Annotated in this window: 23 protein-coding genes and 1 tRNA gene; 16 read left to right on the forward strand and 8 right to left on the reverse strand. The window is 66.0% G+C overall.

Annotated features, from left to right (window positions below; all coding sequences use genetic code 11):
• Positions 1–193: 193 nt before the first annotated feature.
• The gene (locus tag PXJ20_RS03340; protein WP_017772438.1) at positions 194–1,339 is read left to right on the forward strand and encodes a branched-chain amino acid ABC transporter substrate-binding protein; all 1,146 of its coding nucleotides are present in this window, start codon (positions 194–196) and stop codon (positions 1,337–1,339) included.
• Positions 1,340–1,499: 160 nt separating this feature from the next.
• The gene (locus PXJ20_RS03345) at positions 1,500–2,546 is read left to right on the forward strand and encodes a cupin-like domain-containing protein (protein ID WP_421030170.1); all 1,047 of its coding nucleotides are present in this window, start codon (positions 1,500–1,502) and stop codon (positions 2,544–2,546) included.
• Between the two features lie 99 nt (positions 2,547–2,645).
• Here the strand turns inward: PXJ20_RS03345 and PXJ20_RS03350 are convergent, their stop codons facing one another.
• Entirely contained in the window at positions 2,646–4,091 is a 1,446-nt protein-coding gene (locus tag PXJ20_RS03350; RefSeq protein WP_421030171.1) for a collagen-like triple helix repeat-containing protein, read from the reverse strand.
• Between the two features lie 330 nt (positions 4,092–4,421).
• Positions 4,422–5,633, reverse strand: coding sequence for an MFS transporter (locus tag PXJ20_RS03355; RefSeq protein ID WP_126878554.1), 1,212 nt, complete (start codon positions 5,631–5,633; stop codon positions 4,422–4,424).
• Positions 5,634–5,842: 209 nt separating this feature from the next.
• On the opposite strand from PXJ20_RS03355, the gene PXJ20_RS03360 reads away from it, so the two are divergent.
• A complete protein-coding gene (locus tag PXJ20_RS03360; protein ID WP_421030172.1) occupies positions 5,843–6,508 on the forward strand; it encodes a HugZ family protein in 666 nt (221 codons plus the stop codon).
• A gap of 116 nt (positions 6,509–6,624) precedes the next feature.
• On the opposite strand, the gene PXJ20_RS03365 is transcribed toward PXJ20_RS03360, so the two are convergent.
• Complete coding sequence (locus PXJ20_RS03365; protein WP_152494924.1) at positions 6,625–6,876, reverse strand: hypothetical protein; 252 nt, start codon at positions 6,874–6,876, stop codon at positions 6,625–6,627.
• A 23-nt stretch (positions 6,877–6,899) separates the two neighbouring features.
• Between PXJ20_RS03365 and PXJ20_RS03370 the strand changes: the two genes are divergently transcribed.
• Both PXJ20_RS03370 and PXJ20_RS03375 read left to right on the forward strand, forming a co-directional pair.
• Positions 6,900–7,196, forward strand: coding sequence for an H-NS family nucleoid-associated regulatory protein (locus tag PXJ20_RS03370; protein WP_017772444.1), 297 nt, complete (start codon positions 6,900–6,902; stop codon positions 7,194–7,196).
• 268 nt (positions 7,197–7,464) lie between these two features.
• On the forward strand, positions 7,465–8,745 hold the full coding sequence (locus PXJ20_RS03375) for a cation diffusion facilitator family transporter (protein ID WP_277597169.1): 1,281 nt from the start codon (positions 7,465–7,467) through the stop codon (positions 8,743–8,745).
• A gap of 12 nt (positions 8,746–8,757) precedes the next feature.
• Here the strand turns inward: PXJ20_RS03375 and PXJ20_RS03380 are convergent, their stop codons facing one another.
• From PXJ20_RS03380 to PXJ20_RS03390, 3 genes are all read right to left on the reverse strand, one after another.
• Positions 8,758–9,216 carry an Lrp/AsnC family transcriptional regulator gene (locus tag PXJ20_RS03380; protein WP_006050474.1) on the reverse strand — a complete coding sequence of 153 codons (459 nt, stop codon included), beginning with the start codon at positions 9,214–9,216 and terminating at the stop codon, positions 8,758–8,760.
• A gap of 118 nt (positions 9,217–9,334) precedes the next feature.
• Positions 9,335–9,991, reverse strand: coding sequence for an exonuclease (locus tag PXJ20_RS03385; RefSeq protein ID WP_421030173.1), 657 nt, complete (start codon positions 9,989–9,991; stop codon positions 9,335–9,337).
• Complete coding sequence (locus PXJ20_RS03390) at positions 9,988–10,644, reverse strand: MBL fold metallo-hydrolase (RefSeq protein ID WP_421030174.1); 657 nt, start codon at positions 10,642–10,644, stop codon at positions 9,988–9,990. Before PXJ20_RS03390 ends, PXJ20_RS03385 begins: the two co-directional genes overlap by 4 nt.
• 819 nt (positions 10,645–11,463) lie before the next feature.
• Between PXJ20_RS03390 and PXJ20_RS03395 the strand changes: the two genes are divergently transcribed.
• Positions 11,464–12,072, forward strand: coding sequence for a septal ring lytic transglycosylase RlpA family protein (locus PXJ20_RS03395; RefSeq protein ID WP_026120972.1), 609 nt, complete (start codon positions 11,464–11,466; stop codon positions 12,070–12,072).
• Between the two features lie 196 nt (positions 12,073–12,268).
• Here PXJ20_RS03395 and rsmI read toward each other — a convergent pair whose 3' ends face one another.
• Positions 12,269–13,144: a 16S rRNA (cytidine(1402)-2'-O)-methyltransferase gene (gene rsmI, locus PXJ20_RS03400; protein ID WP_421030175.1), complete on the reverse strand. Its 876-nt coding sequence runs from the start codon at positions 13,142–13,144 to the stop codon at positions 12,269–12,271.
• 37 nt (positions 13,145–13,181) lie between these two features.
• On the opposite strand from rsmI, the gene PXJ20_RS03405 reads away from it, so the two are divergent.
• The 5 genes from PXJ20_RS03405 (at position 13,182) to PXJ20_RS03425 (ending at position 15,693) form a co-directional block, all read left to right on the forward strand.
• Entirely contained in the window at positions 13,182–13,616 is a 435-nt protein-coding gene (locus PXJ20_RS03405) for a YraN family protein (protein ID WP_421030965.1), read from the forward strand.
• A gap of 93 nt (positions 13,617–13,709) precedes the next feature.
• Positions 13,710–14,297 (forward strand): SIS domain-containing protein, encoded by a 588-nt coding sequence (locus tag PXJ20_RS03410; protein ID WP_277597173.1) that lies wholly within the window; start codon positions 13,710–13,712, stop codon positions 14,295–14,297.
• Positions 14,298–14,317: 20 nt separating this feature from the next.
• Complete coding sequence (locus PXJ20_RS03415) at positions 14,318–15,124, forward strand: BON domain-containing protein (RefSeq protein WP_026120974.1); 807 nt, start codon at positions 14,318–14,320, stop codon at positions 15,122–15,124.
• 74 nt (positions 15,125–15,198) lie between these two features.
• Entirely contained in the window at positions 15,199–15,492 is a 294-nt protein-coding gene (locus PXJ20_RS03420; protein ID WP_421030966.1) for a c-type cytochrome, read from the forward strand.
• Between the two features lie 125 nt (positions 15,493–15,617).
• Positions 15,618–15,693, forward strand: a tRNA-Ala gene (locus PXJ20_RS03425).
• A gap of 203 nt (positions 15,694–15,896) precedes the next feature.
• Here PXJ20_RS03425 and PXJ20_RS03430 read toward each other — a convergent pair.
• Positions 15,897–16,904 carry a LacI family DNA-binding transcriptional regulator gene (locus tag PXJ20_RS03430; RefSeq protein ID WP_421030176.1) on the reverse strand — a complete coding sequence of 336 codons (1,008 nt, stop codon included), beginning with the start codon at positions 16,902–16,904 and terminating at the stop codon, positions 15,897–15,899.
• A gap of 219 nt (positions 16,905–17,123) precedes the next feature.
• Here PXJ20_RS03430 and ptsP point away from each other — a divergent pair, with 219 nt between their 5' ends.
• The 5 genes from ptsP (at position 17,124) to PXJ20_RS03455 (ending at position 26,590) form a co-directional block, all read left to right on the forward strand.
• Positions 17,124–19,652 (forward strand): phosphoenolpyruvate--protein phosphotransferase, encoded by a 2,529-nt coding sequence (gene ptsP, locus PXJ20_RS03435; protein ID WP_421030177.1) that lies wholly within the window; start codon positions 17,124–17,126, stop codon positions 19,650–19,652.
• Entirely contained in the window at positions 19,649–20,737 is a 1,089-nt protein-coding gene (locus tag PXJ20_RS03440; RefSeq protein WP_421030178.1) for a 1-phosphofructokinase family hexose kinase, read from the forward strand. The genes ptsP and PXJ20_RS03440 overlap by 4 nt, the downstream gene beginning before the upstream one ends.
• A gap of 23 nt (positions 20,738–20,760) precedes the next feature.
• On the forward strand, positions 20,761–22,590 hold the full coding sequence (locus tag PXJ20_RS03445; RefSeq protein WP_421030179.1) for a PTS fructose-like transporter subunit IIB: 1,830 nt from the start codon (positions 20,761–20,763) through the stop codon (positions 22,588–22,590).
• 123 nt (positions 22,591–22,713) lie between these two features.
• The gene (locus tag PXJ20_RS03450) at positions 22,714–24,729 is read left to right on the forward strand and encodes an AI-2E family transporter (protein WP_421030180.1); all 2,016 of its coding nucleotides are present in this window, start codon (positions 22,714–22,716) and stop codon (positions 24,727–24,729) included.
• A gap of 256 nt (positions 24,730–24,985) precedes the next feature.
• Positions 24,986–26,590, forward strand: coding sequence for a sensor domain-containing diguanylate cyclase (locus PXJ20_RS03455; protein WP_017772499.1), 1,605 nt, complete (start codon positions 24,986–24,988; stop codon positions 26,588–26,590).
• Positions 26,591–26,720 lie beyond the last annotated feature (130 nt).

Below are 26,720 nucleotides of genomic sequence, written 5' to 3' on the forward strand. Positions count from 1 at the left end.
AAATCCCCTAAATTAATTTGATCGCCTACACTTGCGCGCAAGTATGATTGGCCGCCTGTCACAAACCGGCGAATGTCATGCTAGCCAGGTGCATGAACGATGCATCCTGCGTGGTCGTCCCCAATAGAGCGACACGTGAAGGGAGCGGGGCACAGGGCGATTACGTAATTTGGGACCGAAACTGGAGACTTACATGAACATCAAGATTCAAAAGCTGTTGCCGATCAGCGCGGCCGCCATGCTGTTTGCGTCGATCGCAACGACCGCGGCAGCTGACCAGGTCGTGAAGATCGGTCACGTCGCTCCGCTGACGGGCGGCATTGCTCACCTCGGGAAAGACAACGAGAACGGCGCGCGTCTCGCGGTCGAAGAAATCAATGCCAAGGGTCTGACGATCGGCGGCCAGAAGGTCACGCTGGAACTCGACGCCCAGGACGACGCGGCTGACCCGCGTACGGCTACCCAGGTTGCCCAGAAGCTCGTCGACGACAAGGTCGTGGCGGTGGTCGGTCACCTGAACTCGGGTACCTCGATCCCGGCATCGAAGATCTATAGCGACGCGGGCATCGTCCAGATCTCGCCGTCGGCAACGAACCCCGCCTACACGCAGCAAGGCTTCAAGACCACGTACCGCGTGGTGGCTACGGACGCTCAGCAAGGCCCGGCACTCGCGAACTATGCCGCGAAGGGCCTGAAGGTGAAGAGCGTCGCGATCGTCGACGACTCCACGGCTTATGGCCAGGGTCTGGCGAACGAATTCGAGAAGACCGCGAAGGCACTGGGCCTGAAGGTCGTGTCGCACGACGCGACGAACGACAAGGCCGTGGACTTCCGCGCGATTCTGACGAAGATCAAGGGTGAGAACCCGGACGCGATCATGTACGGCGGCATGGACGCCACCGGCGGCCCGTTCGCCAAGCAGGCGAAGCAGCTGGGCCTGCGCGCGAAGGTGCTCGCGGGTGACGGCGTGTGTACCGACAAGCTGTCGGACCTGGCTGGCGACGCAACCGACAACGTCGTGTGCTCGGAAGCCGGTATGGCGCTCGAGAAGATGGCAGGCGGCGCAGCGTTCCAGGCGAAGTATCAGAAGCGCTTCGGCCAGCCGATCCAGATCTACGCTCCGTTCACGTATGACGCGGTGTACATCATCGTCGACGCAATGAAGCGCGCGAACTCGACGGACCCGGCGAAGATCCTCGCCGCCATGCCGAGCACCGACTACAAGGGCGTGATTGGCGAAACCACGTTCGACTCGAAGGGCGACCTCAAGCACGGCGTGATCTCGCTGTACAACTACAAGGGCGGCAAGAAGACCCTGCTCGACGTCGTGAAGATGTAATGTCGCGGGCTGCACCGGGTGGCGCTTCGCGCTCACCGGTGCGGTTCATGTCGACAACGACAGGCTGAACGAGGCACGCGTGCATCATGCACGCGTGCCTTTTGTTTTGGTGGCTTGCACGCGAGGCGGATGCATCGATAACAAGCTGGAGGAGAGGGCCATGAGCCGTTCGTTCGATGACGACTGGCGCCGCTGGATTGCCGAAAACCTGTTGCTCGACGTGCCGCCGGAAACGCTTGCTGTGGCGCTCGCGTCGCATGGCTTCGCGCCGGCGGACGCCACGCACGAAGTGGACGCGGCGCTTGCGAGCCCGTATCTGCAGGGCGGCGCGCGGCTTCGTAATCGTTTGCGCAAGCGTGACTGGATGCTCTCGGTGTATCGCACGCTCGCGCGCATGCGTGCCGCGCCGCAGACGAACGCGGGCGCAGCCGACGCCGGTGTGAGCGCAACAGCAGTAGAGCGACGCGAACGGCTCTCGCGCGACGAATTCTTCGAGTCGTATTACTGCCAGAACCGGCCTGTGCTGATCGACGGCATGCTGGACGCGTGGCCCGCGCTTCGCAAATGGGGCTACGACTATTTCCGCACGCGTTGCGGCGACGCCGAGGTGGAAGTGCAGTTCGGCCGCGAATCGGATGAGAACTACGAGATCAACCAGCCGAAGCACAAGCGGCTCATGCGCTTTCGCGACTACGTGGATCTCGTGGAGCAAAGCGGCGCCACCAACGATTTCTACATGACGGCGAACAACACGTCGCGCAACCGCGCGGCGCTCGCGACGCTGTGGGACGACGTTCCGCCCATCGACACCTACCTCGATGCAAGCTCGCCGGACAAAGGCTTCTTCTGGTTCGGCCCGGCCGGCACGAAGACGCCGTTCCACCACGACCTCACCAACAATTTCATGGCCCAGGTGATGGGCCGCAAGCTTGTCCGTCTGGTGCCGCTCGCCGATACGCCGTTCATGTACAACCATTTCCACTGCTTCTCGCAGGTGGACGGCAGTGCGATCGATACCGAACGCTTTCCGGCGATGAAGAACGCGCAGGTGGTGGAGTGCACGCTCGGGCCTGGCGAGCTGCTGTTTCTGCCGATCGGATGGTGGCATTACGTGGAAGGGCTCGACGTGTCCGTGACCATGACGTTCACCAACTTCCTGTGCCACAACGACTTCGCGAGCGCGTACGGCACTTATCACGAGCTTTGAGGCGGGCGGCCCGCGCCCAGACGTCAAAACGAGCGCGGAAATGAAAAAGCGGACCGGTTGCCCGGTCCGCTTTCCTCCCTGACGCTTTGGCTGCCGTCGTTATTTTTTCGCTGCGAGAGCGGGCACGGCAGCGGGCGCGCCCGAGCCGACGCCCGAGGTTGCGCCGCCGAGCGCACCCGTGAGCGCACCCGTGAGTGCGCCCACGAGGCTCGTGACCGGCGCGAGGAGATTGCCGCTGCCCGTCGCGCCGGCACCTGCGCCGCCGCCAATCGACACACCGCTGCCGGACGACCCGCCCGAGCTTCCCGAGCCGCTGCCTGGCCTTGTGACCGTGACGCCACCTCCCACACCCGCGCTGATGTTGAGCGGCGCGCCGAGCGCACCCGTCAGCGACGAGACGAGCGAGGTGATCGGTGCGAGCGGGTTGCCGCTGCCGGTTCCGCCTGTTCCACCCGTTCCACCTGTTCCGCCCGGCAGGGCGCCGGTGAGAGAGCTTACGAGATCCGTGATGGGCGCAAGCGGATTGCTGCCTGTCGTGCCGCCGGCGGTGAAGAGCGTGCCTGCTGTCGTTACCGTGTCGCCGGTCTTGGTCAGCACGTTGCCGAGGCTCGGACCCACGGGATTGCTGGTCGCACTCCCGACCTGCGTGCCGGCGCTGTCGAGCCCGTGACCGAGCGTCGCGAGCAAGCCATAAAGCGGGGCGCCCAGACCTGTGGTGTCGCCTACTGCCTGGGTCGTTTGGCCGAGTGCGGTCGTGATCGGCGTGATGATCGTGCTCACAGACTGCGTGACCTGCTGAACCGGACCGCCCGCCACGGTGGTACCCAACTGCGTGCCGACACTGCTCACCGCGTTGCCGACTTGCGAGACGGCGCCGCCGAGCGGCGTCGTGAGCGGACTCAGCGGTGCCGCAGGCTCCGTGCCCAGACTGTTGACCAGTTGGCCCGTGCTGTTGACGGCCTGGCCGACGTCATAGATCAGGTTGCCGCTGCTCGCGAGCGAGGTGCCGAGCGGATCGGTCGAGTTGCCGAGCTGGCCGAGACCGTTGCCCACACCCTGACCCACCGCCGTGACGCCGTTGCCCAGGTTCGATACCGCGTTGCCGAGCGCGCCGGTCGTGCCTGAGCCGGCGCCGGGAATGGGCGTGAGGCCGATCTGGTTGCCAATCGTCGACACGGCTTGACCGGTCGACGTCACTACGTTGCTGGCGGCTTTGACGACCTGGCCGAGGAGGTTGTTGGTCGTTGGTGTTGGTGTTGGTGTTGGTGTTGGCGTCGGAGTTGGCGTTGGCGTTGGCGTTGGCGTCGGAGTTGGAGTTGGAGTCGGAGTCGGAGTCGGAGTCGGAGTCGGCGTACCACTCCCTCCGCCCGAGCCCGACCCTGATCCACCGCTTGCCCCGCCTCCCAGTCCCGCCCCGCCTCCCGCGCCGGTGCTGCCGGAAATCGCCGGCTTCGCGGGCGTATCGAGTGTGGTGCCGCAGCCTGTCAGTGCGACCATCGACGACACGCACAACGCGATCGCCGTCAGTTTGAACGTCTGATTCATTTTTTTGCCCCCCGTATCGGAATTCGCGGGAGACAGACTGCAAGCGCTATGCCATCTGGAGCGGCCGATCGCCGCGAGCGCACAGGTCCAGCAAAATCAAGCCCCACGCGGTTTGAAACGAAGCGCAGGCAAAAGAGGCGCACCGTCGTGTGGGGCGGAACATCGGTGCGAGGTGGGCCGATGTAACGTAACGCGCGATGCGCTCGGCATAGCCCGCCGGCGCGTCAACGGGACGTCCCGCCTGCGCTGAATCGTCGGCTACAAGCGGGGGAAAAGCGGCGTGAGAAAAACGGCGTGAAGAAAAGCGCGTGAAGAAAAACGCGCCGCCGCTCACACCTTGAGCCGCCGCAGAACCCGCGGCGCGACGGCGGCCACGAGCGCCGCGCATAGCGCCACCACGGAAAGCCCGATCGAAAGGTTCGTGATCTGCGCGACCCCGCCAATTACCACCGGCCCCAGCAGCAAACCGAAATAGGCGAGTCCGGCGACGTGTGCGAGACCCTCCGCCGCATGGATGCCATTCACCCGTGTCGACGCCGCGAACAGGACAGGCATCATGTTCGCGAGACCGAGGCCCATGAGCGTGAAGCCTGTCATCGCCGTGACCGGATAAGGCAGCAGCAGCGCACCGACCATTCCGACACAGGCGAGCGAGGCGCTCGCCATCACGAGTTGCGGTGCGCCGAAGCGGGCGCGCACGGCATCGCCGGCGAAGCGCGCCGCCGCCATGCCGCCCGAGAACGCCGCATACGCCGCGCTTGCGACGGCCGGGCTCGACACCACGACGTCCCGCATGTAGACCGTGGCCCAGTCGTACATGGCGCCTTCGGCAACGAGCGCGATCAGGGCGATTGCGCCGAGCATCCACAGCGCCGGCGAACGCCAGCGGTTCGCGCGCGGCGTCGCCGAATCGGGATGCTCGGCGTGCGGCACGTGAGGCAGCACCGCGGGACACGCGGCAATCAGCACGAGCGTCACGATCGCTGAGGCGAGCGCGAGGTGCAGCGCCGGCGCCATGCCGTGCGCGAGCAGCGCGCCGCCCACGGCGGCGCCTGCCATGCCGCCCACGCTGAACATGCCGTGCAGCGACGACATGATGGGCCGGCCCATCGTCTTTTCCACGGCACTGGCTTCGGCGTTCATGGCGACGTCGAGCGTTGCCATGCCCACGCCGAATCCCGCGAGCACCGGCAGCAACAGCCAATACGTCGGCACGACGAGAATGAGCGCGCCGCACACGGCCATGGCGAGACCGCCCGCAAGACAGGCGCGCCGCGTGCCGACGCGCGCGATCCACGACGCGTTGGTCGCCATCGCGGCGATCGATCCGCCCGCCACGGCAAAAAGCGCATACGACAGATGCGCCGGGTCCAGATGAAAGCGGTCGCGCACGGTCGGCACGTGGACGCCCCAGGACGCGTACATCATCCCGGCAATGAAAAACAGTGCCATGGTCGCAATGCGAGCCCGATTACGCGCGGCGGCAGGAAGATTGCGATGCGCGGCAGGCAAGGCGGCGAAATCGGGTGATTGATCGGACACGGGAAAGATCTGGGAAAAGAAAAGGGAAAGCGGATCGAAAGCAGGACGATTCTAGCGAAGCTTTATTTCCCTGACGGCTGTGGGTGGAATGGCAACTGGTCGACCGATGTCATCTGCGTTCCCGCAAATGGCCGGTTCCCAACATGCATAATTCCGATAACGGCGGACCGGCGTTATTGGACCGCAGACAGTTCCACGAGGACGCGAACTTGAACATTCCCGCTCACGCTCCGTTGCATCTGCTGCATCAGGTGAATATCGGCACACTGGCTACCCATGCACGGCAGCCGCAAGGGTACCCCTATCCGACGGTTTTGCCGTTTGCACCGGATTCACGCCATCGTCCCACCATACTCGTGAGCGGTCTGGCCGAGCATACCCGCAACCTGCATGCCGATCCGCGCGCCGGTTTTCTCGTGGCGCACGCGGTGGACGGCGACGTGCTCGAAGGGCAGCGCGCCACGCTGCTCGGTGTGTTCGAGCCCGTCGAGCCGGCGCCGGCACTCGTGGCGCGCTACCTGCGCTATCACCCGGCCGCTGAACGCTATCTTGCGCTCGGCGATTTCACGTTCTGGGTGATGAACATCGAGCGGCTGCGTTATATCGGCGGATTCGGCGCGATGGGCTGGCTGGACGGAAGCGAACTCGATGCGCTCGCGCCGCTCGCCCCTGAAGACGAAGCGGCACTCATCCATTTCTTCGACCATCATCCGCGGCGCGCCGCGAACCTCGAACTGATGGGCGTCGACCGTTACGGGGCGGACCTGCGGATCGACGGCACCCGTACGCGCTTCGTCTTCGACGCGCCCAGGATGGATTCGACATCCTTGCATGGGGCGCTTGCCGACTGCGTGGAGCGCCACGCCATGTCCTGAGTTGCCGCTGCTTTGCCGCCGACCTTACCAATAAAGTAGGACTTTTTTCCGGCGCGGCATGACCATTTCGCCGCGAAACTCTCGCGCGATGAAATGTTTTTTTGTGAAGCTTGCATTTAATTATCACGAACGGCAATTCGTCCGATATTTTTTTGTAGATCAACGAAGTTTTTCGGGAAAATACGAAATTGCATCCCGCGAAAGCCGTTGCTACGGAACGGGAAACCCCCGGCAGTTGGTGAAAGAAAAATTAATAATAATGAGGCTCGGCATCTTTTCTGTTCTTTCCATTTTGTGTTAATCTCGCCTGCAAATTCCGAGGCATGATAACCTTCAAACGGCAAACCCGGCACAAGACTGGAAGCCATTTATCCAAACCACAAGGGAACCTATGTCTTCCTACAAGGAACTACTCGCGCAGCGAGAGAAGCTGGAAAAGCAGATCGAAGAAGCCAAAGCGCGCGAATATGCGGAAGTGCTCAACGAGATCAAGCAGAAAATGGCCGACTACGGCATTACGCTGGCTGAACTCGGCGGCGGCCGCGGTAAGCAGGCCAAGGCGGCAAGCCGTTCACGCGCAAGCGTAGCGCCGAAGTATCGCGACCCGGAAAGCGGTAGCACGTGGTCGGGTCGTGGCAAGCCGCCGCGCTGGATTGCGGGCCAAGATCGCGAAAAGTTCCTTATCTAGTAGTAAAACGGCCGCTCTTCACAGAGCGCGTCCCGTCTAAAGAAAGCCGCGCGCTCTGTTTAGGGCGCGCGGCTTTTCTATTTATGTTTCGGGACTGCATATTGCGACGTTCACGAAACCGGAACTGCCTGGAATGCGAATGCGTCGTGTTTGTATAACCAACTGATTCCAAAGGGGAAATTTAGGCTCTTCAACGGAATTTCACGATGACGCCGGTACAATGGCGCCACACGTCGAAATAAACCGGTCTCACGCTTCCCATCGCATCATGCCCAACGCCGCAACCGTCCAAATCGCGGAAAAGCAGGACGTCGCCCGCAAAAGTACGCTGGTTAGCGTCGCCCTCAACTCGGTCCTCGTGGTCCTGCAGATTGCCGTGGGCCTGTTCGCGCATTCCCAGGCGCTGGTCGCCGACGGCGTTCACTCACTTGCCGATCTCATCTCCGATTTTGTTGTGCTGGTCGCGAACCGCCATAGCGGCGCACAGCCCGATGCCGACCACAACTACGGACACAGCCGCTACGAGACCGTCGCGTCGCTGTTTCTCGGGGCGCTGCTGATCGCGGTGGGTGTCGGCATGCTGTGGCGCGCCGGCACCCGGCTCGCGAACCTCGATGAAATTCCGCCCGTGCACCTGGTCGCGCTCGCCGTAGCGGTGCTCGTGCTCGTTTCGAAGGAAGCGCTTTTCCGCTACATGCTGCGCGAAGCCCAACGCGTGCGTTCGGCCATGCTCGTGGCCAATGCGTGGCACGCGCGCTCGGACGCGGCGTCGTCGCTCGTCGTGGCGATCGGCATTGTGGGCAGCGTGGCCGGCGTGCGGCTGCTCGATCCGATTGCGGCCGCCATCGTCGGTTTCATGGTGGCGCGCATGGGTTGGACGTTCGGCTGGGACGCGCTGCAGGATCTCTCGGACCGCGCACTCGACGAAACCGCCACGGAGGACATCCGCAAACTGCTGCTCGCCACGCCAGGCGTGCGCGACGTGCACGAGCTGCGCACGCGCAAGATGGGCGATTCCGCGCTGGTGGATGCGCACATCCTGGTGGATCCGCTGATCTCGGTTTCTGAGGGGCACTACATCGCCGAGTCGGCCCGCGCGCGCGTGCTCACCGACCCGCGCGTGATTGATGCGCTCATTCACGTCGATCCCGAAAACGACGCTGTGGCGCGGCCGCCCGTGAACTTGCCGCCCCGCGAGCAGGTGCTCGCCCACCTGAACGAGGCGCTCGGCGAACAGGGCGCGAAGGCCGGCGCGGTGAATCTGCACTACCTGAGCACGGGGCTCGACGTCGAAGTCACGTTACAGCGCGATGTCCGCGAGCATGACCCGGCCGACGCGAGGTTCATCGAGCGGCTCGATCTGGATGCATTGCGGCGCCGGCTGGGAGCACGCAGGCTCGACGTGCGTCTGTCCATGCAAGCCACGGCGACGGCTACCGGCAGCGCCGGCGCAGCAGCCGACGCCCGACGGCAAGACGCCGACGAAGGCCGAAAGCCGGTTCAATCTTCGGCTGAGAAGAAGGAGTCTGTGCCGCACGGCACGCGCTGAAGCGCGACGCCGTCACAACGGCAGTTGCGTATCGAACTTGATTTCCCGCAGCACGACGCTCGTGCGGACCTGGGCGACCGCTGGAATCTTGAAGATGCGTTCGTGGAGGAAGGTGTCGTAGGCCTTGATGTCGGGCGCCACGATTTTCAGGATGTAATCGGACTCGCCTGTGGTGCTGTAGCACTCGGTCACTTCGGGGCAGGTGGCGATTTCCCGCTCGAACTGTTCGACGCCGCCTTCCGTATGGCGCGTCAGATGAATATGCGCGAGCGCGCAGACGTGCAGGCCGAGTTTCTCGCGATCGAGCAGCGCGGTGTAACGCTGGATCACGCCCGACTGTTCCATGTCCTTGATGCGCCGCCAGCAGGGCGTGCTCGAGAGGCCCACCTGGTCCGAAATTTCCTGGACCGATCGGCGCGCATCGAGCTGAAGCAGGCGCAGGATTTTTTGAGAGAACGTATCGAGTGTCAACTGCGCCTCCGTTTGCGTCGCCGTGTCCCTGCATGTTAGAGGCGGGAAAAACGAAACGCAATCAAGGCGACCGCTGGTGAGCGAGATTTGCCTGGATTGGGCGCCGGCACTCGGCGTTTTATTCTGTCGTGCCAGACTCCGTGGGCGCCGCGGGGCGGTCAATCTTTCCGCTTGCGTCCGCTTTGCCGCCCATTTCGGGCGCTTCGGGCACGGCGCCGCGGCGCAATTCGGCGAGCATGTTGCAGAAGAGCGCGCCTTGCTCGATAGCGTCGTCCAGCGCGACGTGCGTGTGCGGATGATCGTCGAACCAGTGCTTCGGGAAGCGCGGCTTGATGCACTTGCGATACGGCAGCCCGGTCATGGCGAACGCGAGCGTTTTGATGTCGAGCGCCGACCACGAGAACGGGCAGCGGCCCGCGAAACGCATCATGTACCAGAACATGAAGGTGAAATCGAAGCCCGCCGGCATGGCCACGAACACCGGCTTGCCCGGCAACGCCTCGACCCATTCCACATAGGCCGCGAGGGCCTCTTCCGGCTTGCGCAGGTTCGTGCGGCACGCGGCCCACGCTTCGGGCTGCGTTTCCCACCACGCGGCCTGCACAGGGTGCGGCGCCGCGCCCTCCAGCAACTCCAGATTGGCGGAGAACGTGGCGACGAGGCGCTTGTCCGCGGTGTAGGCGGCCGAGGCGAAGCTCAGCATCGAATGAGGCCCCGGGATGGGCCCGTCCGCTTCCACGTCCGTGCTGACGTAGATTTCCTCTGTGCTGCTCATTGGGCCACCCCGCCCATCGCGCGGTCCGCCACATACGGATTCGTGCGCCGCTCTTCGCCGAACGTCGAGACAGGACCGTGGCCGGGCACGAACGTGACATCGTCGCCGAGCGGCCAGAGCTTCTCGCGGATGGAACGGATCAGGTCGGCGTGGTTGCCGCGGGGAAAATCCGTGCGACCAATTGATCCTGCGAACAGCACGTCGCCCACGATGGCGACACGATGCTTGCGGCTGAAAAACACCACGTGCCCCGGCGTGTGTCCTGGGCAGTGATAGACCTCGAGCGTTTCGTCGCCGAACTGCACGGTATCGCCGTCGTGAAGCCAGCGGTTCGGCTCAAAAGCCTGTGCCGCGGGGAAGCCGAAACGCGTGCTCTGGTCGGGCAGCTTCTCGATCCAGAAACGCTCGTCTTCGTGCGGCCCTTCGATCGGCACGCCGTAGTGATCGGCAAGCGTCTTCGCGCCCGCGCAGTGGTCGATGTGGCCGTGCGTGAGCAGCACCTTTTCGACCGTGACCTGCTGGCGCTCGACTTCGCGCTGGATGACATCCAGGTCGCCGCCCGGGTCCACCACGGCGGCGCGCCCCGTGGCTTCGCAGACAAGCAGCGAGCAGTTCTGCTGGAACGGGGTGACAGGGATCAGCGTGACTTTCATAGCGAACGTGGGAAGAGGCGTGGCCTATACGAACGATTCAGGAACGTGGCCGCAAAGATTCGGATTGTACCGGGGGCGACTGTCTGCCGCCTGGGCCGTATGTGTGAGCGGGGGGAGAGTTGGCCATCAGGCCAGGAGTGTCGGCGAGTACTGCCGCGCAGGGCTGAGGACCGGTCATTGCGCACTTCCAGTAAGCCTTACGCACTCGCGTGCCGAAGGCGGTTACGGGCGGTTACAGAGCGCGGTGCAGCAATGGGTCGGGCGAATTCAATAGTAAAGAAATGTGACGTTTTTTGACCCGCGGGGATGACACCGAATCGTTTTGGGTATAATGCGGCCCATTACGCACGGAAGCCGTGCGCTCTCGTCGCGATGTGGACCCTTTTGAAAGGGCTTCCAGATCGCTGTCAAGCAAGTGCTGTCGCCGCGATTCTGCATCAACGCGATTAGCAAATCCGGCATCGACTTCGTTCGTTGCCACACGTCTTGTCCAGCCAGGCGCCGCGCGCCTGACAACGGCCTAGCTGCCGTGACGCTGGATGGGGCCTACGTCGCCGTTCCTGCGTGCCGCCGGTTGCGGGTGCGCCAGAGCGCTGTTCATTCGCGCTCGATGGCGACGTTTGGTGTCTGGTCAGGCTGCCGGGGACAGGTTGTGCCAGACGTGGAAGATAACTGAGCGGTTCGCGGCGAATACGCTGCATCCGGGCTTCGACGCGCTCTCGTCATGCGCGAGCGTCTTGTCGTGCCTGTGGCCGCCGAAGCCGCATCCAGCCATGTGTCCAACGCGTGGCGCGGCTTCGCACTAGTGATGGCAAATTTATGAAATCTGGACGATCTCGACAGTTCGGGAGTCTTGTCGCCTTTGCGATTCTGACCGGCTGTGCGATGCCTCCGGGCCCGGCAACTCAGGCGAACAACGGTACGCCGGTTCGCACCGACGCCCGCAACGGCACGCAATCCACGGCGCCGCAGAGCTTTGGCGCAGCGTTCGACCACAACATTGCGGCGTCCGACGCCAGCGCCGGCAAGAGCTCGCTCGCGGACGCCGAGCCGCTGACGGACGGTCCCAACGTCTCCAACTTCCGGCAGACGGGACGCGCGTCGTGGTACGGCCGCTTCTTCCATGGCCGCCGTACGGCGAGCGGCGAACGCTACGACATGCACGCGCTGACCGCCGCGCACCGCACGTTGCCGCTCGGGTCGTATGTGCGTGTGAGCCTGCCGGGGACGTCGAAGTTTGTGGTGGTGAAGATCAACGACCGCGGTCCGTACATGCGCGGCCGTGTGATCGATCTCTCCTTCGCGGCGGCGAAGGTACTCGGCGTTCAGAACGCAGGCACGGCGCGCGTGCAGATCGAAGGGCTTACGCAGCAGGAAGCCCGGGAAGCTCGCGCCGAGATGCTCGCGGAAAACGCGCCTAACCGCTAATCCTTTCACGCCGGACGGCGATTGCCGACGACAGACGGGCCGCTTGTGCGGCCCGCTTCTTTTTCGCTGCGGCTCGATTCAACCTGTGTTGTTGCTCATTGGGCGCCACGTTTTGCGACGGCGGGTGTTGTTGGTGATGTCCGCTAGAGCACGTTCCGCACGCGCCTCGGGCCCAAAGCTGCCTCGCCGCGCGCCGCTAACCTTCCTTGAGTTCCAGCGCTCGCGCATACAGATCGTTGCGCGATGCCCCTGTGAGCGCCGCGGCCACCTTCGCCGCACCTTTCACCGGCAGTTCTTCCAGCAGCGTACGCAATAGCGCGTCATGATCCGCTGCTCCGCCTGAAGGCTGCGCGGGCGCCCCTTCCACCACCAGAACGAATTCGCCGCGCTGCCGGTTCGGATCGGCAGCGAGCCACGCTGGCCCTTCGGCCAGGGTGCAGCAGTGAACGGCCTCATGTAACTTGGTCAACTCACGGGCGATCAGCAGCCTGCGCTCGCCCCCGAATGCATCGGCGAGTGCCTGGACGGTTTCGACCACACGGTGCGGCGCCTCGTAGAACACCATCGCGTGTGGGTGCGACGCGAGCGATTGCAGCGCAGAGGTCCGTTGCTTCGCCTTGGTCGGCAGGAAGCCGAGAAACGTGAACGTTCCAGCCCAGTCGCCTGCCACCGAAAGCGCTGTGGCGAGTGCGCTCGCGCCCGGCAGCGGTACCACGGCAAAGCCGGCCGCACGTACTGCGTCGACCAGCTTGGCGCCGGGGTCTGAAATGCCTGGCGTGCCCGCGTCGGAGACGTACGCCACACGCTCGCCCGCGCGCAGGTGTTCGATAACGCGCTGCGCGGCCTCGCGCTCGTTGTGCTCATGCACAGCAAGCAGCGGCTTCGAGATGCCATAGCGGGAAAGCAACTGCCCCGTGTTGCGCGTGTCTTCGGCGGCGATGCGGTCTACGAGTCCGAGCACGTGTAGCGCGCGCAGTGTGATGTCGGCCGTGTTGCCGATGGGCGTGGCCACCACGTACAGCGCGGCGGCGGGGTACTGCTGTGCTTGTGCGAGTTCGGAGAGAGGGATCATGAGTCAGAACACGCAGGCGAAGGGAACGAGGCCGACATTGTGCCATGCAGGGCATCAGCCACAGACCGCGCGCGCCGGCGAGAACGCGGGCCGCGACGACAACTTTTCGCGCAGGCATGAGTCGAAGAAGCTCGGTGCCACGTTCGAAACGCTTGCCCTCGATTTCCTGCGCCGCCAGCGACTGCGCTTCGTCGCACGCAACGTGACGTGCCGCGGCGGGGAAATCGATCTGGTGATGCGCGAGCCGGACGGCACGCTGGTGTTTGTCGAAGTGCGGGCGCGGGCATCGCGCCGGTATGGCGGCGCGGCGGCGAGCATCGGCTGGCAGAAGCGGCAGCGCATCGTGCATGCTGCACAGTTTTTTCTGGCGTCGCGGCAAGGCGCGACGTCGTGCTGCCGGTTCGACGTCGTGGCGTTCGAGGCAGGACACCTGATCTGGATACGCGACGCGTTTCGTGCAGATGGCACCTGAAAACGGCGCTTTTCGCGGGCCCGAGTGCGATAAACTTGCGGACGCCTACGCGGCAAGTTCCCGCGACACCACGCAGTACCAGATAGAAACTCGATGTCAGTCGAACGTATTCAACAACTCTTTCGCGACAGCGCCGCTGTTCAACTCGAGGCACTGGAGGCGCTGGCCATGCCGATCGCCGCGGCCGTCGACACGATCTTCGCCGCGCTCGCGAATGGCAACAAGATCATCGCGTGCGGCGACGGCGGATCGTCGGCGCAGGCGCGGTACTTCGCTGCCAGCTTGATCGACCGCTTCGAACGCGAGCGTCCGGGCCTGCCCGCAGTCGCGCTTTCCACCGACGCAAGCGCGCTCGCCACGATGGCGACCGAAGAGGCGCTGAACCAGCTCTTCGCGAAACAGTTGCGCGTACTCGGCCAGCCCGGCGACGTGCTGCTCGCGATCACGACGTCCGACGAGCCGGCCACCGTGCTCGCCGCCATCGAGGACGCGCACGAGCGCGAGATGATCGTCGTTGTGCTTACGGGCAGCGGCGGCGCGAAGGTCGTGGAAGCGCTCGCAGACACCGACATTCACATTGGCGTGCCGTCCGCGCGGGTCGCACGCGTGCACGAAGTTCACTTGCTGACCATTCATTGTCTGTGCGACGGCATCGACGCGATGCTGCTTGGCGAAGACTGACATTCGAGGAGAAGTAGTTGATGAGCGGACACCGCATCAGGAATACGTTGGCGAGAACCACTCTCGCGATCGGGCTTGCCACGGCGCTGGCGGCCGGTTTGCAAGGCTGCGTGCTCGCGCTCGCAGGTGCCGCGGGCGGCGGCGCGCTGGTTGCAACCGATCGGCGCACAGTCGGCACGCAAACCGAAGACCGCGAGATTCAGGTGAAGGCACTCTCGCAACTGAGCAACAACCTGCCGCAGGACTCGCACATCAACGTGGCCGTGTTCAATCGCCGCGTGCTGATTACGGGTGAGGTGCCCGACGATGCGTCGAAGCAGAAGGCCGAGACCATCGTGCGAGGCATCAACAACGTCAATTCGGTTGTCAACGAACTGGCGGTGCAGCCGGCCAGTTCGTTCTCGTCGCGCTCGAACGACGCTTACCTGGAAGGACGCGTGAAGACAGCGCTGATCGCAGAGAAGTACATCTCCGCGAACAACTTCAAGGTGGTGAGCGAGCGCGGCATCGTCTACCTGATGGGGCTCGTCACGCAGGAAGAGGGTGGCATTGCGGCCGCCGCGACGAGCCAGGTGCCGGGCGTCGTGCAGGTGGTGAAGGTGTACCAGTACATCCAGCCGCAGGAGGCTGCGGCACTGAACGCGGCAGCGTCCCAGTCCGGTGCCAGCGCGCCGGGTGCGGCGAGTGCCCCGGCAACCTCGAGCGATGCAACCACGGGTGCCGTGCCGGATTCGTCCGTGAGTGCCCGGCCGCTCGACCAGCAAGCACCTGCACCGGTGACGAATTCGTCCCCCGCTCAACCCGGGACTGTGACGGCGCCGAAATGATGGGCGTCGCTGGTATGGGTTCGTGGAAACGCTTGGCTGGACTGTTGGGCGCAGGCGTAGTGCTCGGTTTATCGATGACGGTGACCGCTGCCCGTGCAGCCGACACGCCGGCGGGGCTCGTGGTGGCGCGTAGCAACGCGTGCATGGGTTGCCACGCTGTGGACCGCAAACTGGTGGGGCCATCGTTCCAGCAGATCGCAGCGAAATACAAGGGCGACGCCGCGGCGTCGGCAAAGCTGGCGCAGAAGGTCAAGGACGGAGGCTCCGGCGTGTGGGGCGCCATTCCGATGCCTTCGCATCCGCGCATGAGCGACGCGGACATTCGGACGGTGGTGGCGTGGGTGTTGGCGGGGGCGCCGGAGAAGTGAGGGTCGTCTGGATGTTTGGTGGTGGCCCGTGGTTTCTCCGCCGCTTGTTTTGGGGATCGCGTGCTACGCGTGGCCGCAGCGCTTGGCAAACCGCTAATCGCTTGTGCTAGAATCGCAGCTTCGTTGGGGCGGTAGCTCAGCTGGGAGAGCGTCGCGTTCGCAATGCGAAGGTCGGGAGTTCGATCCTCCTCCGCTCCACCAACAGACATTCCAGGCAGTTCCGAAGTATTCCGCAAACCCCGCGTGCCATAAGGCTCGCGGGGTTTTTGTTTCAGGCGACGTGCTTTACGACATCAATCGACGTCTGGGACGCATGGAGTCTTTAAAGACCGACTACGTCGCCGACCACCGCCTTCCAATCGGCATCACGAAAACAGCGCCCCAGCGGCCAGCGCACAAAGCCCTTACGCGCCCCCGACGCGCTTCCCCCCCGTCGACCCCCTCACCACCAACTCCCCCGGCAACACCAACGTCCGCGCCGACATCTCGGGTTCCGCCAACCGCTGCGTCAACAGCTGCATCGCGTTCTTCCCAATCTCATACACCGGCTGCGCGATAACGGTGACACCAGGCGTCACGAGGTCGGTCCACGCATCGTTATCAAACCCCGCGAGCGCCACGTCGTCCGGCACGCGCGCCCCGTGCTCGCGCAGTGCCCGGTAAGCCCCGAGCAGCAACAGCCCGTTACTCGCGACGATGGCATCCGGCCGCTCGTCTGACTCTGCCGCAAGCCACGCCGTCACCCGCGCGTGCGCCGCCTCGGGATGCGGATCGACGAATTCCGCCGCGGCCAAAAGGCCATGCCGCTGCAGTGCCTCGACGAACCCCGCGTGCCGCTCGCGTCCCGTCGTGCTCGCGTTGCCGAATAGTCCCGCGCAGCGCTTATAGCCGCGCTCCACCAGGTGTTCGGCGAGTCGCGTCGCGGCGTCGCGGTTGTCGAGCGTCACGGCGTCGGTCACGCCCGCCGGGCCTGCGCGGTCGATCATCACTACCGGGAACGCGTACGCGCGCGCGTCGAACCGGCGTGCCGCCTCGTAGGTCGGGGAGTAGATCACGCCCGTTACGCGCTCGCTTTCCATGAGCCGCAGGTACATGGCCTCCTTTTCCGGGTTCTCGTCGGTGTTGCAGAGAATCACGCGCATGCCCTGCGCGTACGCGGCGTCTTCCACCGCGCGGCTCACTTCGGTGAAAAACGGGTTGCGCACGTCGGAGACGATGAGGCCGATCGTCGCGGTGTCGCCCGAGCGCAGGCGCTGTGCGGCGGCGTTGGGCCGATAGTCGAGCTGCTCGATGACCTCGAGCACGCGCCGGCGCACGCTGTCGCGCACCGGGCCGTTGTTCGAAAGCACGCGCGAGACGGTCGTCACCGACACGCCCGCTGCCTCCGCCACATCCTTGATTCTTGGCGCCATGGAATGAAATCGATTTCTTGATGAATCGGCGTATACCCTGGTCTCGCGGTATCCGTTCGCGCATCTTGCAGTGCCGCGCCCCGCTGGGACGGGCGACGCGCGCCTATTCTATCGGGCCTCCGCGCAACTTTCATCTTTGCCAGCGACTACGCGCCGTCTTGACGCGGAAAGTGGTATCGATTCCAATAGCGCACATTCCACGACCAACCAGGAGACGCGATGTGGCCGCTGCTTACTGCGGAACTCGTCCGGCTAGGTGCCGGGCCGGGTTCGAAACACGATGCGATCCGTGAGGCGGGCGCGCTGCTCGTCGCGGCGGGCGTCATCGAGCCGGGCTACGTCGATAGTCTGCAAGGGCGCGAGCAGGTATCGAACACGTACCTCGGCAGCGGCGTGGCGATTCCGCACGGCCTCCAGGAAGACCGCCATCTGATTCGCCGCACGGGCGTCGCCGTGCTCCAGGTGCCGGAGGGCGTCGAATGGCAGGGCGGCGAGCGTGCGCGGCTCATCGTCGCAATCGCCGCACAGTCGGACGAGCACATTGCGCTGCTGCAGCGTCTTACGCGTCTGATCGGCGACCCGGCGCAGCTCGAACGGCTGCTGACGGCGCGCGATCCGCAGATCGTGGTCGATGCGTTGAACGGCGTTTCGCTCACTGCAACGAGCGGCAGCGCAACGCCCGCAGCAACAACGCCAGCCGACTACGACCACCACCTCGACCTGATCCTCGACTACCCGCACGGTCTGCATGCCCGCCCCGCGAGCGCGTGGGTTGCCACGGCGAAGCGCTATCAGTCCGCGCTTCGTGTGCGCAACGGCAGCGTGGCGGCCGATCCGAAAAACCTCGTGAGCCTGCTGCAACTGGGCGCCACGGCGCAGGCGCGGCTGGTTCTCTCGGCGCAGGGCGGCGACGCGGCCGAAGCGCTCGCCGCGCTCAAGCGCACCATCGAGTCGCTGGCCGCGGAAGAGCACGAGCGGGCCGCGGCTGCGCGCTCGCGTCGCGAGGCCGCGCAGCCGGCGTTGTTCACGCCCGAAGATCCGGCCACGGTGGTCGAAGGCGTGGGCGCGGGGCCCGGCTTCGTCGCGGGTCCGGTGCGGGTAGTGCGCCACGCGCGGCTCGACATTGAAGATCGTCCGGGCGATGTGCTCGACGCCTCGCGTCGTCTCGAAAAAGCGCTGACCGACACGGCCGCTGAACTCGATGCGCTCGCGCGCGAAACGACGACGCGGCTCGGCGCAGCCGAAGGCGAGATCTTCGCGGCCCAGCGCGAACTGCTGAACGACGCCGATCTGCTCGGCGATGCCGCGCGTCTTACCATCGAGGGCCACGGCGTCGAGTGGTCATGGCATCGCGCGGCGGAGTCGCGTGCGGCGCAACTCGCTGCGCTTCCCGACCCGCTGCTCGCGGCGCGCGCAACCGACTTGCGCGACGTCGCGCGTCGCGTGCTCAAGCATCTGGACGAAAACACGGCGAATCTGCACGCAGCAACGAACGTAGCAGCAACACCCGCCATCCTCATTGCCGAAGACCTCACGCCCTCAGACACCGCGCAGCTCGACCCCGCCGTCACGCTCGGCTTTTGCACGGTGAGCGGCGGCCCAACCTCGCACACGGCGATCCTGGCCCGCACGCTCGGCGTGCCGGCGGCGGTGGCGTGCGGCGCGAAGTTGCTCGACATCGCCGACGGCGCACACGCTGTGCTCGACGGCAACGCGGGCCGGCTGTACGTCGGTGTGTCGGCGCGCGACGCCGAGCGTGCCCGTCAAACCGCGCTGCGTCTTGCCGAAGAGCGCGCCCGCACGGCGGCCAATCGCGCGCTGCCGGCCACGACGCTCGACGGCCACGCCTTCGAGATCGGCGCCAACATTACGCGCCCGAGCCAGGTGGCCGACGCGCTCGCCCATGGCGCGGACGGCATCGGGCTGATGCGCACGGAGTTCCTGTTCCTCGAACGTCACGACGCGCCGAGCGAAGACGAGCAGTACGCGTGCTATCGCCAGATGGTGCAGGCAAGCGGCGGACGGCGGCTCATCATCCGCACGCTGGACATCGGCGGCGACAAGCAGGTGCCGTATCTGAACCTGCCGCACGAGACGAACCCGTTCCTCGGCGTGCGCGGTGTGCGTCTGTGTCTGCGCCGGCCCGATCTCTTCGTGCCGCAGTTGCGCGCGCTCTACCGCGCAGCGAAGGAAGGTCCGCTGTGGATCATGTTCCCGATGGTCTCCACGCTCGACGAGGCGCACGCCGCGATTGCGCTCGCCGAGACCGTGCGCGCCGAACTCGATGCGCCGAAGTTGCCGCTCGGCATCATGGTGGAGACGCCATCGGCCGCTGCGCTCGCGGACCACTTCGCGCAGGCCGTCGATTTCTTTTCGATCGGCACCAACGATCTCACGCAATACGTGCTCGCCATCGATCGTGAGCATCCCGAACTGGCGCGCAACGCCGAGAGCCTGCATCCCGCCGTGCTGCGCATGATCCGGCAGACGGTGGAGGGCGCGCGGCGTCATCGCAAGTGGGTGGGCGTGTGCGGCGGACTTGCGGGCGACCCGCTCGGCGCGGCGATTCTCGCGGGCCTCGGCGTGGACGAGCTCTCGATGAGCCCGCGCGACATCGCTGCCGTGAAGGCGCGTCTGCGCGGCGAGCGGCTCGATTCGATGCAGGCGCTTGCAGAGCGCGCGCTGGAATGCGGCGACGTCGATGCCGTACGCGCGCTCGATGCGGCCGACGTGAGGGTCGCGGCATGAACACCGTCATCACCGTCACGCTGAATCCGGCGCTCGACCAGACCGTGCGCGTCGCGAACCTGACGCCGGGCGACGTGAACCGCGCGGAGTCGCTCGAATTCAACGCGGGCGGCAAGGGCGTGAACGTGGCGGGCTGTCTCGCTGACTACGGCGTGGCGACCATCGTCACGGGCCTGCTCGGCGCGGAAGACAGCGCAGCGTTCGACACGCTCTTTGCCGCCAAGCGCATCGACGATCGCTTCGTGCGTGTGCCGGGCCGCACGCGCATCAACGTGAAGCTCGTGGATACCGCGCGCCACGAAACCACCGACATCAACCTCGCCACCACGCCGCCCGCGCCCGCCTGCGTCGACGCGCTCGAGAGGCGCATCGCCGAACTCGCGCGGCCGGGCCGGTGGTGCGTGCTCGCTGGGAGCCTGCCGCCTGGCGTCGATCCATCGTTCTACCGTCGCATGACGCGCGTGCTGCACGACGCGGGCGTCCACGTGGCGCTGGACACGAGCGGCGCACCGCTTACTGAAGCCCTCGCCGCCACTGACACGCGCGATTTGCCCGACCTCGTGAAGCCGAACCAGGCGGAACTCGAAGCGCTGCTGGGCCGCGCGCTCGATGACGACGAAGCCATCATTGCCGCCGCCTGCGAACTCGTGGCGCGCGGCATCCGTTACGTGGTGGTGTCGCTGGGTGGCCGCGGGGCGATTGGCGTGATGGCGAGCCAGCCGTCGGCTGGGCTGCCTGTTGTATCGCGTGTTGTGCCGCGTGTCGTGCCGCCGCAGTCGGGCGCAACGGACGCGGCATCGCGCGCCGCGCCGCCCGTTTTCCAGATCTTCCGCGCGACACCGCCGCGTGTTCCTGTCGCGAGCACCGTGGGCGCGGGCGACGCGTTCGTCGCCGGACTTATCGCGAGCCTGATCGAAGCGCGCACCTGGGACGACGCCGGCCGCCAGGCCACGGCGTTCGCCGCCGCGAAGCTCGCGCGCGTGGGACCGCATCTGCCCGATCACGCGATGCTGGCCACGCTCGCCGCGCGCGTCGAAGTCAAAACATTCACGCTGTCCGCTGCGGACGGCGTCGTTCAGCCATGAGCCGCGAGGCCGGAGACACTGCAATGGAAAAAATCATCGGACTCGTGGCGGCGCCCGGACAGAGCGCTGCACCCACGTTCGCCGCGCAGGCGCTGAGCCGCGCGGCTGAGGCTCGCGGCGTGACGCTCGCCGTCGAAACGCGCAGCGCGCTCGGCGTGCAGACGCCGCTGTCCGCGGAAACGATTCGTGCCGCGAGCGGCGTGCTGATCGCAGCAGACGACCCCGCCGCCGTGGACGAAACGCCGTTCGCGGGCAAGACGATCGAACGCGTGACAATCGACGAAGCGATTCGCGACGCGCAAGCGGTGATCGCGCGCGCGGCGGCCGGTGCATCGCGGGCCGCGTCGTCGCTGGCGCCGCGCCAGGCAGACGACGCCGCAAAACCGGTCGCTGAATCCACCGGCGTGCGGCCTTTGAAAATCGTCGCCATTACCTCGTGCCCCACGGGCATCGCTCACACCTTCATGGCCGCCGAGGGCCTCGCGCAAGGCGCGAAGGCGCTCGGTCACACCATCCACGTCGAGACGCAGGGCTCGGTCGGCGCGCAGAACAAGCTCACCGACGCGCAGATTGCCGAAGCCGATCTCGTCGTGATCGCCGCCGACACCCAGGTCGACAAGAGCCGTTTCAAGGGCAAGCGGCTCTACGAAACCGGCACGAAGGGCGCCATCGGCAAGGGCGCTGCGCTAATCGAAAGCGCGATCGCGCAGGCGCGAGTCGAAGGCGGCGGCACGGCGGGCCATTCCCCAGCAAGCGGCGCGGCGCTCGCCGATCAGGTCGCAGCGGCCAAGCAGGCGCGTTCGGCGAAGGCGTCCGGTCCCTATCGACACCTCATGACGGGCGTCTCGTACATGCTGCCGTTCGTCGTGGCGGGCGGGCTGCTGATCGCGCTCTCGTTCGCGCTGGGCGGCATCTACGCGTTCGACGACGCGCACAAAGGCACGCTCGCGTGGTCGCTGTTCCAGATCGGCGCGAAGTCGGCCTTCGCGCTCATCGTGCCGGTGCTCTCGGGCTACATCGCGTACTCCATCGCGGACCGGCCGGGCGTCGCGCCCGGCATGGTGGGCGGCATGCTGGCGGCCAGCCTCAGCGCGGGGTTCCTGGGCGGCATCGTGTCGGGCTTTCTGGCGGGCTACACGGCGCTGCTCATCAACCGGCACCTGAAGCTGCACCGCAACCTGGAAGGGCTCAAGCCGGTGCTCATCATTCCGTTGTTTTCCACGCTGATCGTCGGACTGCTGATGATCTACGTGGTGGGCTCGCCGGTGGCCGCCGCGCTGCACGCGCTGGAAGGCTGGCTGCGCTCCATGCAGGCTGGCAGCGCCGTGGTGCTCGGCCTGATTCTGGGCGGCATGATGGCCGTGGACATGGGCGGTCCCGTGAACAAGGCGGCCTACGCGTTCAGCGCCGGGCTGATTGCGAGCCACGTCTACACGCCAATGGCCGCGACGATGGCGGCCGGCATGACGCCGCCGCTCGGCATTGCGCTCGCCACGTGGCAGTTCCGCGGCCGCTTCGGCGAGGAAGAGCGCGAAGCGGGCAAGGCGGCGGCCGTGCTCGGCATCGCGTTCATCACCGAAGGCGCAATTCCGTTCGCGGCGCGTGACCCGATGCGCGTGATTCCTTCGTGCATCGCGGGCTCCGCCGTGGCGGGCGCGATTTCGATGGCAGCCGGTGTCGAACTCAAGGTGCCGCACGGCGGTGTGTTCGTGCTGCCCATTCCGAACGCCGTCACGCACCTCGGCGTCTACGCGTTGGCGATCGTCGCGGGCACGCTCGTGACGGCGCTCGCGGTGGGCCTGTTGAAGCGTGCGCCGCAGAACGGGAGCAAGCCGCAAGCCGCGGCTGCCTGAGCCTCCGGGTCTGGTTTTTCGCCAAGGCGCCGTGACGGGCGCCTGAGTCTTCATCCGGTTGTATCCTCTTGGCTCAGCAAACGGCGCCGCCCCGAAGGCGCCGCGCAACCGGATCGTCATCCCATGAAATTCCCCTTGCCGCCTCAAGGGCAGCCGAATCGCGTCTACCCTCGCGGCGCGCCGCCGGGCCTCTATGGGCCGGTTTCGGTGCTGGCCGGCGCCGCTGTCGTCTCCGGTCTCTATCTGGGCCGGGCCGTGCTCATTCCGATCACGCTCTCGGTGCTGCTCAGCTTCCTGCTCGCGCCGCTCGTCAACATGCTGCGGCGTGTGCGGCTGGGACAGTTCGCGTCGATTCTCGTCGCCGTGTTCTTCGCGCTCGCGGCGCTGCTCGGCGTGGGCACGCTGATCGGCGCTCAGGTGGTTCAGCTCGCGGCAGATCTGCCGCAGTACCAGGTTGCCATCGAACGCAAGATTGAAACCGTGCAGGAGAAAACGGTGCGCCGCGCGGACGTGCTCGCGAGCAAGGCCGCGTCCACGCTGCAACGCCTCGCGCCGTCGCGGCCCAGCCCGCCGCAGGGCTTCGGCAACCGCGTGGCGAGGACAGCGTCGGGCAACCCGATTCCGGTCGAGGTCCACGAGCCGGTGCCCACGCCCATGCAGCTCGTGCGGCGCGCGTTTTCGCCCGTGGTGGCGCCGCTGGAAACCACGTTCATCGTGCTCGTGGTGACGATCTTCATCCTGTTGCAGCGTGAGGATCTGCGCGACCGCCTCATCAGCCTGTTCGGTTCGCGCGACCTGCATCGCACCACCACCGCCATCGACGACGCCGCGCGCCGCCTGAGCCGCTATTTCGTCACGCAATTGGGGCTCAACCTCAGCGTGGGTGCGGTGCTCACCATCGGCCTTGCGGCCATCGGCGTGCCGGGTGCGCTGCTGTTCGGCGTGATTGCCGCGTTCCTGCGCTTCGTGCCGTACATCGGCATCTGGATTGCCGCGGCGCTTGCCACGTGCCTCGCCGCCGCCATCCAGCCGCAATGGACGATGGCGGTCTGGACGCTGATCCTCTTCATCGTCGTGGATGTGGTCGCGGGCCAGGTAGCCGAGCCGCTGCTCTACAGCCGCGGCTCCGGTCTCTCGCCGCTCGCGGTGGTGGTGGCTGCGATCTTCTGGAGCTGGCTCTGGGGACCCATTGGCCTCGTGCTCTCCACGCCGCTCACGCTGTGCATCGTCACGCTGGGCCGCTACACGCACCGCCTCAATTTCCTCACCGTGCTGCTGGGCGACCAGCCCGCGCTCACGCCGGCGCAGAGCTTCTATCAACGGCTGCTCGCCGACGAAGCGCACGACGCCATCGTGCAGGCCGGGCGGCTGCTGCACGATATGTCCGTGGTGGACTATTACGACCAGGTGGCGCTGGAAGGTCTGCAACTCGCGCGCAACGACGCGCTGCGCGGCGTGCTCACGTCTGAACAATTGGCGCGCGTGAACGAAACGCTGATCGACATCGTGGAGAACCTCGAAACGGTGGAGGGCGCGCCGGACCCGCTCACCTCGGGGCAGAACGGCCGTGCGCCGGTGGCGGAGGGGCGCGAGCGAGAACCGGCCGCGGCGGCAAGCCAGACGGGCCAGGCCGACCACACAGACGCCAATGCAGACGCCAATGCAGACGCCGATGCAGACGCCAACACCACACAACTTGCAGAAGGCGTCTCGGTGCTCTGCATCTCCGGACGCGGCGCCTTCGACGAGGTGGCCGCCGCCATCACGATGCAACTGCTCGCGCGGCTCAAGATTCCCTGCACGGCGGCGCGCTACGAGCAGTTCCGCTATCCGCGGGCCGACGCGCCGGAGATCAAGGTCGCGCCGGTGGTCTGCATCGTGTCGCTCGATGCCGCCGACTGGCCGCCGTACCTGCGCAACCTGCTGCGGCGCCTGCGTAGCCAGCAGGCGCCTGCGGCCATCGTGGTGGGCTTCGGCAAACGGCCGGACGACGCGGCGGGCGTCGAGACGGCCGAGTCCACCGACGCGCTGCACGAGGCAACGACGTTCCGTGCGCTCGTGGAGCAATGCCGGGCGGCGGCTCTCGCGGCGAGTGCGTCCGCACCGGAGCGGGCCTGGATCGGCGACAGGGCGCGCTAGCAGGGCGGCGGCAGATCCGCCCGGCAGCGCACGTGCCCGGGCGTGCCGAAGCGGGCCGAAGCGGGTTGCAGCATGTTGAAGCGTGCCCCGGCGCGCCCAAACGTGCAGACAACCCCGGAGACCTTCCTCAGTTCACCAGATTGAATTCGCCGGCAAGCGGGTAGGCTCTCTCTGGGCGTGCTCGCGGCGTGCGCCTGCTCGACATCCGGCCGCGCCGAACCCTGTCCCGCTCCGTACATACCTTGCGCCGTCCCTCATGCTGAAACGTCTGATCCGCCTGTTGCGCCATCCCGCCTCCGTCGTCTGGGTGAGTCTCGTGCTCGCCACGACGATCAGCGCGGTCGCGGTCTGGGCGGCCGTCGAGATGCAGCACGACGCAATGCGCCGCGCCAATGAGACGGCGCAGAACGTCTCGCTGCTGATCGAGCGCGACACCGCGCGCAACCTCGAACTCTACGACCTGTCGCTGAAGGCCGTTATCGACGGCCTTCACGCGCCCGGCGTGATGAAGCTCGCGCCGCGGATGCGTCAGCTCGTGCTGTTCGACAGCTCTGCGATGGCGCAGGACATGGGCTCGCTGTTCGTGATCGACGTGCACGGCAACGTGGTGGCAGATTCGCGCGCCGTGCCGCCGCGCCGCGTGAACATTGCGGATCGCGACTATTTCAAGGTGCACCGCGATTCGCCGAACGTGGGGCTCTACGTGAGCCGGCCGTTCAAGCCGCGGCTCACCGCGGGCGACATGAGCATCGCGTTGAGCCGCCGCCTCTCGAATCCGGACGGCAGCTTCGCGGGCATCGTGGTGGGCACGATGCGGCTCTCCTATTTCCGGCGGCTTTTCGAAGGCACGAACCTGGGCGAGCGCGGTTCCATCACGCTGATGCTTACGGACGGCACCGTGCTCATGCGCCGTCCGCTGCGGGCCTGGATGGTGGGCGTCAACCTGTCCGGTTCGGACAACTTCAACGCTTTCCAGGCCGCGCCGGAAGGCCGGTTCTTTGCGCCATCGGCCGTGGACGGCGTGGAGCGCTGGTACGTCTATCGCCGCATCAACGGCTTTCCGCTGATTCTGAGCGTGGGGCAGTCAACGGCGGACATCGACGCCGAATGGCGGCGGCGCGCATGGATCATCGGCTTCTTGACCGTCTTGCTCGACGTGGCGATCGTGGCGCTTGCCGTGCTGTTCTCGCAGCAACTGCGCCGGCGCATCGCGATGGAAGACCGGCTGCGCGTGCTGGTTCGCACCGACGGGCTCACCGGCATCAACAACCGCCGTGCCTTCGACGAGCGCGCGAACAGCGAGTGGCGGCGCGCGAAACGCAGCGGCCGGCCGCTTTCGGCGCTGATCTTCGACATCGATTACTTCAAGACCTACAACGACCGCTACGGCCACGCGGCGGGCGACGACGCGCTCACTGCGGTGGCCGGCTGTCTTGCGTCGTACGCGCGGCGTCCCGGCGACTGCGCGGCGCGCTATGGCGGCGAGGAATTCGCGGTGCTGCTCGCGGAGACGCACGAACGCGACGCCATGCGGCTCGCGCAGCAGATTCGCGCAGCCGTGGAGGCGCTCAAGCTGCGGCACGCCAGCAACCCGCTTGGCGTGCTGACGGTGAGCATCGGCGTGGCAGGCACCGACGAGCACGCGTTCGGCACCCTGCCCGAACTCCTGGAAGCGGCCGACGCGGCGTTGTATCGAGCCAAGGCGGAAGGGCGCAACTGCGTGCGCTCGCCTGAGGCGCCGGAAGGGGGAACTGACGGAGCGTCTGAAAGGGCGCCCCGGGTCGCGGTGGCAAACGCAAGAGAGACGGCAAGCGCGGTGAGGAAGGACCAGCGCGACCCGCACGTGGAGTCGCTGTCTTAGCCGCAGGTTTTCACGCCGTATCACGCCGTATCACGTCGTATCACGTCGTATCACGTCGTACCGCGCACGCTTCGCCGCACATCAAAATTTAACCCGGGTGATATTGCAAAGTTAATTTATACCCGGATAT

It is taken from the genome of Paraburkholderia sp. A1RI_3L (assembly GCF_048957895.1).
Lineage (GTDB): Bacteria > Pseudomonadota > Gammaproteobacteria > Burkholderiales > Burkholderiaceae > Paraburkholderia > Paraburkholderia kururiensis.

What these genes read in the sequence shown, in the direction of transcription:
- PXJ20_RS03340 (WP_017772438.1), top strand. Translation starts at nt 194, where the DNA reads ATGAACATCAAGATTCAAAAGCTGTTGCCGATCAGCGCGGCCGCCATG.
- PXJ20_RS03345 (WP_421030170.1), top strand. Translation starts at nt 1,500, where the DNA reads ATGAGCCGTTCGTTCGATGACGACTGGCGCCGCTGGATTGCCGAAAAC.
- PXJ20_RS03350 (WP_421030171.1), bottom strand. Translation starts at nt 4,091, where the DNA reads ATGAATCAGACGTTCAAACTGACGGCGATCGCGTTGTGCGTGTCGTCG.
- PXJ20_RS03365 (WP_152494924.1), bottom strand. Translation starts at nt 6,876, where the DNA reads ATGGCTTCCAGTCTTGTGCCGGGTTTGCCGTTTGAAGGTTATCATGCC.
- PXJ20_RS03370 (WP_017772444.1), top strand. Translation starts at nt 6,900, where the DNA reads ATGTCTTCCTACAAGGAACTACTCGCGCAGCGAGAGAAGCTGGAAAAG.
- PXJ20_RS03375 (WP_277597169.1), top strand. Translation starts at nt 7,465, where the DNA reads ATGCCCAACGCCGCAACCGTCCAAATCGCGGAAAAGCAGGACGTCGCC.
- PXJ20_RS03385 (WP_421030173.1), bottom strand. Translation starts at nt 9,991, where the DNA reads ATGAGCAGCACAGAGGAAATCTACGTCAGCACGGACGTGGAAGCGGAC.
- PXJ20_RS03390 (WP_421030174.1), bottom strand. Translation starts at nt 10,644, where the DNA reads ATGAAAGTCACGCTGATCCCTGTCACCCCGTTCCAGCAGAACTGCTCG.
- PXJ20_RS03395 (WP_026120972.1), top strand. Translation starts at nt 11,464, where the DNA reads ATGAAATCTGGACGATCTCGACAGTTCGGGAGTCTTGTCGCCTTTGCG.
- rsmI (WP_421030175.1), bottom strand. Translation starts at nt 13,144, where the DNA reads ATGATCCCTCTCTCCGAACTCGCACAAGCACAGCAGTACCCCGCCGCC.
- PXJ20_RS03410 (WP_277597173.1), top strand. Translation starts at nt 13,710, where the DNA reads ATGTCAGTCGAACGTATTCAACAACTCTTTCGCGACAGCGCCGCTGTT.
- PXJ20_RS03415 (WP_026120974.1), top strand. Translation starts at nt 14,318, where the DNA reads ATGAGCGGACACCGCATCAGGAATACGTTGGCGAGAACCACTCTCGCG.
- PXJ20_RS03420 (WP_421030966.1), top strand. Translation starts at nt 15,199, where the DNA reads ATGACGGTGACCGCTGCCCGTGCAGCCGACACGCCGGCGGGGCTCGTG.
- PXJ20_RS03430 (WP_421030176.1), bottom strand. Translation starts at nt 16,904, where the DNA reads ATGGCGCCAAGAATCAAGGATGTGGCGGAGGCAGCGGGCGTGTCGGTG.
- ptsP (WP_421030177.1), top strand. Translation starts at nt 17,124, where the DNA reads ATGTGGCCGCTGCTTACTGCGGAACTCGTCCGGCTAGGTGCCGGGCCG.
- PXJ20_RS03440 (WP_421030178.1), top strand. Translation starts at nt 19,649, where the DNA reads ATGAACACCGTCATCACCGTCACGCTGAATCCGGCGCTCGACCAGACC.
- PXJ20_RS03445 (WP_421030179.1), top strand. Translation starts at nt 20,761, where the DNA reads ATGGAAAAAATCATCGGACTCGTGGCGGCGCCCGGACAGAGCGCTGCA.
- PXJ20_RS03450 (WP_421030180.1), top strand. Translation starts at nt 22,714, where the DNA reads ATGAAATTCCCCTTGCCGCCTCAAGGGCAGCCGAATCGCGTCTACCCT.
- PXJ20_RS03455 (WP_017772499.1), top strand. Translation starts at nt 24,986, where the DNA reads ATGCTGAAACGTCTGATCCGCCTGTTGCGCCATCCCGCCTCCGTCGTC.